Source organism: Deinococcus sp. LM3, assembly GCF_002017875.1.
Taxonomy (GTDB): domain Bacteria; phylum Deinococcota; class Deinococci; order Deinococcales; family Deinococcaceae; genus Deinococcus.
In genome coordinates, this window is the sequence record NZ_MUFV01000004.1 from 216,287 (window position 1) to 222,711 (window position 6,425).

The 6,425-nt window shown below is 60.6% G+C and carries 8 protein-coding genes; 7 read left to right on the forward strand and 1 reads right to left on the reverse strand.

Annotated elements, in window-relative coordinates; genetic code table 11:
• The first annotated feature begins 22 nt into the window (after positions 1-22).
• The 6 genes from BXU09_RS18345 to BXU09_RS20595 all read left to right on the forward strand — a co-directional run bounded on the left by BXU09_RS18345 (position 23) and on the right by BXU09_RS20595 (position 5,163).
• Positions 23-1,264 carry an ATP-grasp domain-containing protein gene (locus BXU09_RS18345; protein ID WP_078305592.1) on the forward strand — a complete coding sequence of 414 codons (1,242 nt, stop codon included), beginning with the start codon at positions 23-25 and terminating at the stop codon, positions 1,262-1,264.
• A 7-nt stretch (positions 1,265-1,271) separates the two neighbouring features.
• A complete protein-coding gene (locus BXU09_RS20585) occupies positions 1,272-1,943 on the forward strand; it encodes a hypothetical protein (RefSeq protein ID WP_144012375.1) in 672 nt (223 codons plus the stop codon).
• Complete coding sequence (locus BXU09_RS20590; protein WP_144012376.1) at positions 1,921-2,238, forward strand: hypothetical protein; 318 nt, start codon at positions 1,921-1,923, stop codon at positions 2,236-2,238. Before BXU09_RS20585 ends, BXU09_RS20590 begins: the two co-directional genes overlap by 23 nt.
• Before the next feature lie 222 nt (positions 2,239-2,460).
• Entirely contained in the window at positions 2,461-3,474 is a 1,014-nt protein-coding gene (locus BXU09_RS18350) for a hypothetical protein (protein ID WP_144012377.1), read from the forward strand.
• Positions 3,475-3,784: 310 nt separating this feature from the next.
• Positions 3,785-4,600, forward strand: coding sequence for a hypothetical protein (locus BXU09_RS18355; RefSeq protein ID WP_144012378.1), 816 nt, complete (start codon positions 3,785-3,787; stop codon positions 4,598-4,600).
• A gap of 314 nt (positions 4,601-4,914) precedes the next feature.
• Positions 4,915-5,163 (forward strand): hypothetical protein, encoded by a 249-nt coding sequence (locus BXU09_RS20595; protein WP_144012379.1) that lies wholly within the window; start codon positions 4,915-4,917, stop codon positions 5,161-5,163.
• Positions 5,164-5,374: 211 nt separating this feature from the next.
• Here BXU09_RS20595 and BXU09_RS18370 read toward each other — a convergent pair whose 3' ends face one another.
• Positions 5,375-5,761, reverse strand: coding sequence for a hypothetical protein (locus tag BXU09_RS18370; protein ID WP_078305766.1), 387 nt, complete (start codon positions 5,759-5,761; stop codon positions 5,375-5,377).
• Positions 5,762-5,784: 23 nt separating this feature from the next.
• On the opposite strand from BXU09_RS18370, the gene BXU09_RS18375 reads away from it, so the two are divergent.
• Positions 5,785-6,063: a hypothetical protein gene (locus BXU09_RS18375; protein ID WP_144012380.1), complete on the forward strand. Its 279-nt coding sequence runs from the start codon at positions 5,785-5,787 to the stop codon at positions 6,061-6,063.
• The last annotated feature ends 362 nt before the right edge of the window (positions 6,064-6,425 follow it).

The following is a 6,425-nucleotide window of genomic DNA, read 5'->3' on the forward strand; positions in this document are numbered from 1 at the left end:
CTCATCGGTTCAGGAGAGGGAAATGAGCAAATCAGAGATCAGCTGGGTGGTGCTCGTGCATGCCAGCGACAACATTTTGAAGACTGCTTTGAGTGAAGAGCTCAATGTCATTCTTCTGCGGAAGCAAAACCAGTGGACGTCGTATGGCCTGACTCAAGCCCAGGTTTGTTTAACGGTTGACGATGCGCTGGAGAATCTGGATGGTCTAGCGGCCGTGCTCAACCAATACCCTATCGGTGCGGTTCTCTCGTTTATGGAGTCAGGTGTGCTCTTGGCCGCTGCTCTGCGGGAGAGGTGTGGGCTTCCGGGCACACCTCTGGAGGCAGTACAACGTCTTAAAGATAAGGCGCTGATGCGGGCACATCTCCATGACAGGGGGTGCCACCATCTGTCGGTCGCTGCCCATGAGGTGACGCATCTGTCTGCTTTGCAGGCTCACCGCGCTGCCCTTCAGGGCCGGGTGATCGTTAAACCTGTCACGGGCACTGGGAGTGTCCACATCTACGCGCTGGATCCGGGCGACGACGTTCCTGCGCCGCTCATCAATGCGCTGGGCCAAGGCATCCGCTTTCTGGCAGAACCTTTTCTCCAGGGCTTGGAATTCAGTGTAGAGGCCCTCACGATCAACGGCAAACACCACATTGTTGCCGTGACCGAAAAGGTGGTGAACGAGCACTTTGTCGAAGTGGGCCACTGCATTCCGCCGCGGCGCATGTCGCCGGACGCGCTGCAGGGCATTGCCGCTGCGGTCCGTGAGTTTCTGACCGCTATAGGCCTGGTGACTGGGCCAAGTCACACTGAAGTGATGTGGCATGAAGGCCGCGTCACCATCATCGAATCGCACGACCGCGTTGGTGGTGACAAGATCACGGCGCTGGTCACCCAGGCCACGGGTGTTGACCTTATCCGGATGGGGCTGCGTCTGGCGGCTGGGCGGACTGTTGATCCTCCGCCTGAGCTCCAGTGTCTTGGTGCCGCGTGCGTCATCTTCCTGACGCCACCTCCAGGCCGGGTGCTCAGCATTTCATTGGTGCCTCTCCCCCCAGAGCTGCCGATTCTGGAACGGCGGGCGTTCGTACATCCAGGTGACGTCCTCACTCAGGTCAGAAGTTCAAAAGATCGCAGTGGTCTGGTGGTCGCCAGTGGCCCGACCCCAGAGGAGGCGTTTCACCACGCTCAACTGGGGGCTCGAAGCATTCAGTTTTCTATGGCAGTCGATCACTCGGCACACCCCCACCCTGTGCCCACATCACGTTCAACCTGAGGTAACCATGACTGCAAAGACTTTAAACATCCCCGCCGGTACCTATGGCATCGTGGCGCCCATTCAGTCGCTGTTCCAACGGGGGAGGAAGCCCACCGAATCACTCGTCCTGAGCCGCTCAACGCGAACCTGGCCAAAGACTCATACGGCCCGGTATGCCCCGCGCTCAGGCCATGCGCTTGACGGATTTTTCGGAGTCGATCAGGACAATAACGTGGTGCAGGCCGCACTGTCATATGAGGACCTGGGCTGGTCCCGGCGCAATGACTCTTTCACGGAGAACGAGAGCGACCTCAGTCTCGTCGGCTTGATTGATGTTCCAGCGGCCTCGACCGGCGAATACCGCTTGTTTCTCCTGTCTATGCAAAACAAGGACGAGCTTCTGTTTGTCCTGGCGGACACCTGGATTTCAGAGGGCTTTTCTCAACGCGAGTTGCTCGAGCGCATGTGCGCCTTCTCCTCACCTGTCAAGCACAGTATCGTCAGCCATAACGGTCGCCATCTGGTGTATCACAAAGGCGTCGAGTTGGAGCAAAAAATCCAGGTTCAGTCTCCCCATTCTGCCTTTCAACTTGCCCGCACATTTTTCGGTCTGGCGCCTGACTTCGGCCATCCAGCATTTACACCTGGAATTTCTGTCCGAATGGCAGACGTATTTGCGCCAGGTCGATCTTTTTGAACGCTTTTCCGAAGGTCAGGGGACTGGGTACGTGGCCTTTACCCTCCTGCCAGATGGGCAGCTCATGGTGAAGGAAAAAGGTTTTCTGGAAGATGGTCTGCATCGGAGTGAACGCTTCGTCGAATTGCTCAGCCGCGATACACACCTGGGCACGTATTTGGACACGAGGTTTCCCGATTCGAGTTTCGAATATCGTGGCCGGTTTGATCGCTGGAAGTTCGATTTCAATGTCGAATTCCTTACCAGCGGGCATATTTTTTCTGTTGGCTTTGACGAAGTCTATTGCTGGCGATGATTGTCTCAAACAGGTGGAGATCGAATACATTCGGTCCCGCATTCATTACGGGTATGAGTCGCAGGCACCCCAAGTGGAGGCTGATCTCGCTCACCTCTCCAATCATCTCCTTCAACTCTTGCATGATGGTGGCGTTACGGCCGAATTGACACACCTGTCCAAATTGAGTTTTCTTCGAATGCGCCAGGCAGGTCAGCCCGTTTCAGCCTGGCGGCCTCACGCATGACACCCCCTTCTGTCCTGTTGCTCCATAACCGCTCAATTGACCTGCTGATGGACAACGGTTTGTTGTGCCTTCCGCCCGCAGAGTTCGCGGTCCATCTCATCACCACAGATCGCGAGGGGGCAGCGCGTCACGCCCATCAGTTTGCTTCGATTGCGGCCTTCGACTATTTCGATGAAGACGTCATTCGCGCATTGTCCGCCTACCTCATCACGACCTACGGGATCACCAGTGTGGTTGGCACCACGGAGAAGGTGGTTTTATGGGCTGCGCTGCTGCGTGCCCAGTTTGGATTGCCTGGGGCCTCGCCGGACGTTATCGAAAGAATGCGGGATAAGGTGCGCATGAAAGAACGGCTGACGCTCACAGCTGTTCGCACGCCGGCCTACACCCGGGTGCATGCCTTGCAGGACATCGTGGACTTTCAAGCCCAGTTTGGCCGCATCGTCCTGAAGCCCACAGCGGGTGTTGGGAGCATGGGGCTGCAGATCCTCGATACCCCAGCACAGGTCCTCGCCCTGGATAAAGGGCATTTCTCTGATGGTGCGTGGCAGGTCGAAGAATTTATTGACGGTCATATGTTGCATTGCGACTTTATTGCTTTGGCGGGGCAGATCCAGTTCTGTTCTGTCAGTCAATACGTCACCCCACCAGGTCGGTACCAGGACGATTACTTTGGAGGCAGCTTTATGTCACTGATGCGGGTCTCCAGGAGCGGGTGCGGCAGATCGCCCAGGAGATCGTTCAGGCCTTCGAGTTCGAAACGGGCGTCTGTCACTTGGAACTGTTTCATACGCCACGCGATGAACTGGTGTTCTGTGAAATTGCCCGCACGTCCTGGCGGCGGCGGGATTGAATGGCCTGTTCAGCATCTGTACGGCATCAATTTGTTCAGCGAGCATGTTCGGGTCAGTTGTGTGGCGCCTGACACCATGACTTATCCTCGGCTGCCCCTTCGCGCTGGAACAGCAGGTTACGTCGGCCTGCTGGCAGCGGCCAGGGTTTTGAAGTGACGAACATCCAATCCTTCTCGGGGCACCGAATATCAAGCGTGAATCCCTGCGCATTGCGGTCGGTTCCCGCCTGGGGGGCCCGGCACTGCACGGATTACATGGCACATTTTTTTGTGACTGCAGAGGACAGGTCCGAGTTCCAGGAGATCGTGACGCACCTCTGCCGTGGCGGCAGTGTCACTGAGGCCCTTCAGCGGGCCAGAGGTCTTGAACGTGTAGTGACGCTGTGACCAGCGCAACGGCGTGAATGTCCCGCCTGCCCAGATGACACAGGACGGACCTGACCATGGTGACTGACTTGCATGACGGCGTGGACCCGTTCGCCGTGCTTGGCCAGGCGGCTGACCGGCTGATGACACACACCCCGACGCCGCAGGCTGAGGATGACCTGCGCGCCCGCGTCGCCTGGCTGCACGATGTCCGTGGTGTGGCGCAGCAGTGCGAGGGAGCAACCGGCGATATCCGCTGGACGGATGTGAGTCCGAGAATAGCCTTGAAGGCTGTGTTTCTGTACGCCATGCAGCTTGGTCTCGAGATCCTCGGACCTGTCACCGTCATACGGGTGGTGGCAAGTTGTTGGGGTAACATGGAGCTGAAGGAGCAGGAGCTTCTCAGCGACTGGTTTGCCCTCGCTGTAATGGGGATCCTCTCTGGCTGTACCACGCTTCACCCTCAGCTTACAGCAGCGCCTGCCATTCGGCCTCGTACTGCGGATGCGGCGGGGATCACCCAGGCGCCGGGCTGCCTGGAGACGCACCTCATGCAGCTCTACCACGTTTGGTTCGACCAACAGGCACTGTTCGCACGTGGCGATCGCCCGCAGGGGCTCTCCCGCTCCAGCCACGCCTGCGCCACCTGTTGCGCCAGCAAAGCCAGCCCCGCACGAGTTTCGAACCTGAGCCCTTCAGCCCATTCGCTGCCGTCCAGGCCAGGCAGAAAGGGGGCCCTGATAGAGGCTCAGTGCCCGAGACAGATTCTGCGCGATCAGGGCCGCGCGCCATTCCAGGAGGTCCAGGCGCACGGCATAGCCCGCACCGATCTGGTAGCGCCGCGCGTGGTACGGCCCGTCAGTGATAATTACGTCCTCCCCGATGTGCCGCCGCGCTTTCCGCCAGATGGGTCTTGATGGCACTGGCCGCAGCATTGGGGAATTTGTCCGGGTATAACACCAGCTGAAAGTCCTGCCGGGTCTGGCCTGGCCGCAGCACCAGGCACGCCAGAAGGGCTACGGCCCTGGGCTCAGTGGCACAGCCTCGCCTTCCACGGTGACCTGCTCGGTCCCAGGGTGGAGATGTCCAGGCGCGTCAGGGGCCCGTCCAGGCCCTGCACTGGCACGCCCGCAGGCCAGCGGCGTTCCCGAGCAGACCAGAGAGCGCGAGCGGAGCGCTGGATCGAGTGCGCCGGCGTGCAGGCTCTCGGCCACATCCTCCAGGTCCGGCCGTGAACGCCGGCAGCATCTGCAATCGGGGCGAAATCTTCGGCGGCCGCCTGCAATTGGGCTGGAAAGTCAGCGGAGCGGCTGAGGTACAGGGCGTGCGCGTGATGGAGTTTCGCCCGCGCGGCCCAGACCGGCTGGCCTTGCGCCGTGGACCCTTCCGTCGCCTGGGTCAGGTCCCGCGCGGCCTGCAGCGGCTGGCCTTCCCGCCAAGCCAGAATGCCCCGGGCCAGCAGCACGGCGGGTGGCAGTGACTGACCAGGCGGGGTCACCCACAGGTACAGCGCTGCATACCCCTGCGCGAAGCGCCCCTGCCGCCCGTGGTATTCCGCGAGTCTGGGCGCCAGCCACCGGGGGCGATCTCCACATCCTCCAGAGCGTCGGTCATCCCCTGCAGGGTCGTGAGCACCTGGCCGTACTGCCGCCACTCGCCCCGCCGGGCGTGCAGCATGGCCATGCTGGTCATCAGGTGCCCTTTGGCGCGCTGGGAGGACGTGGTGTCCAGCAAAGCCCTGGCTTCTTCCAGCGCGTCCCCGATGTCGTGGGCCTCCCCACAGCCACGAGCAGATCGAGCCAGCCCTGCAAGGCGGTCAGCCGCGGCAAGGGGTTGGGAGCCGCCGGCAGGTTGAGCAGCACCGCGCGGTAGAGCCGGGTGGCGCGCGCCACCTGCCCGCTTGTGACGAGCATCCGGGCCAGCGACACCGTTACTCGGACCGCCCCAGCTTCGTCCCCGAGGGCCAGGTAGCCGTGCATCGCCCGCTCCACGCGCCGGAGACCTGACTCAGTCGCGCCCTGCTGAAACTCGGTCACACCCCACCAGCGTTCCAGCCGCCACTGGAGCTCACCGTCCATTTGATTGGCGTATTCAGCGAAGTGTGCCTGGGCTTCCCCCACCGGCCCGTGGCGCGCAGGAGATTGCCGTATTCCACGGTGGCTTCCCGGTCACCGGTCAGATGGGCGCGCAGCAGCTCAGGTTCGGCCTGCTGGAACCGCCCAACCGCAGTGCACTGACACACCAGCAGACGCCGTTCACTGGTCGTCAGGTGTGCCTGACCCTGCAGATCGGTGACGAGTTGCTCGTACTGGCCCTGCTCGAAGAGTCTTTGAACGCTGCACTGGACGCCTTTTCCGATGTTCGACCGATGCCTTCATAGCTTCGGCGGGATGAAATTCATGTCTGTGTTGAGGCTGCTGTTCGGCCTGGTGGTCGCGTCATGGGGCGTGGCTCAGGCGGAACCCACGATACCGCCCCCACCCCGCCCGCGACTGGCAGCACGCCCAATGGGCTGGGTAGCAACGACTACGGCTTGGAGTGACGTGTCAGTACGGGGCACGTGCCGAGGTTAGAGCGTTGCCCTTCGGTCATTGAAATTGAACAGACAGGTTATTCACTTTCAGGAGGATCTCGATGCACCACGTCCCCGTTTCATCAAGCAATCTCGCTTCTGTTGGCTATGACGCTCTTACGCAGACTTTGGAAGTCGCTTTCCAGAATGGCAGTCTGTATAGCTATGCG

Bases quoted from the DNA above. Each gene is read 5' to 3' on its own strand.
- BXU09_RS20585 (WP_144012375.1), top strand. From the start codon at position 1,272: ATGACTGCAAAGACTTTAAACATCCCCGCCGGTACCTATGGCATCGTG.
- BXU09_RS18345 (WP_078305592.1), top strand. From the start codon at position 23: ATGAGCAAATCAGAGATCAGCTGGGTGGTGCTCGTGCATGCCAGCGAC.
- BXU09_RS18370 (WP_078305766.1), bottom strand. From the start codon at position 5,761: ATGGACGGTGAGCTCCAGTGGCGGCTGGAACGCTGGTGGGGTGTGACC.
- BXU09_RS18350 (WP_144012377.1), top strand. From the start codon at position 2,461: ATGACACCCCCTTCTGTCCTGTTGCTCCATAACCGCTCAATTGACCTG.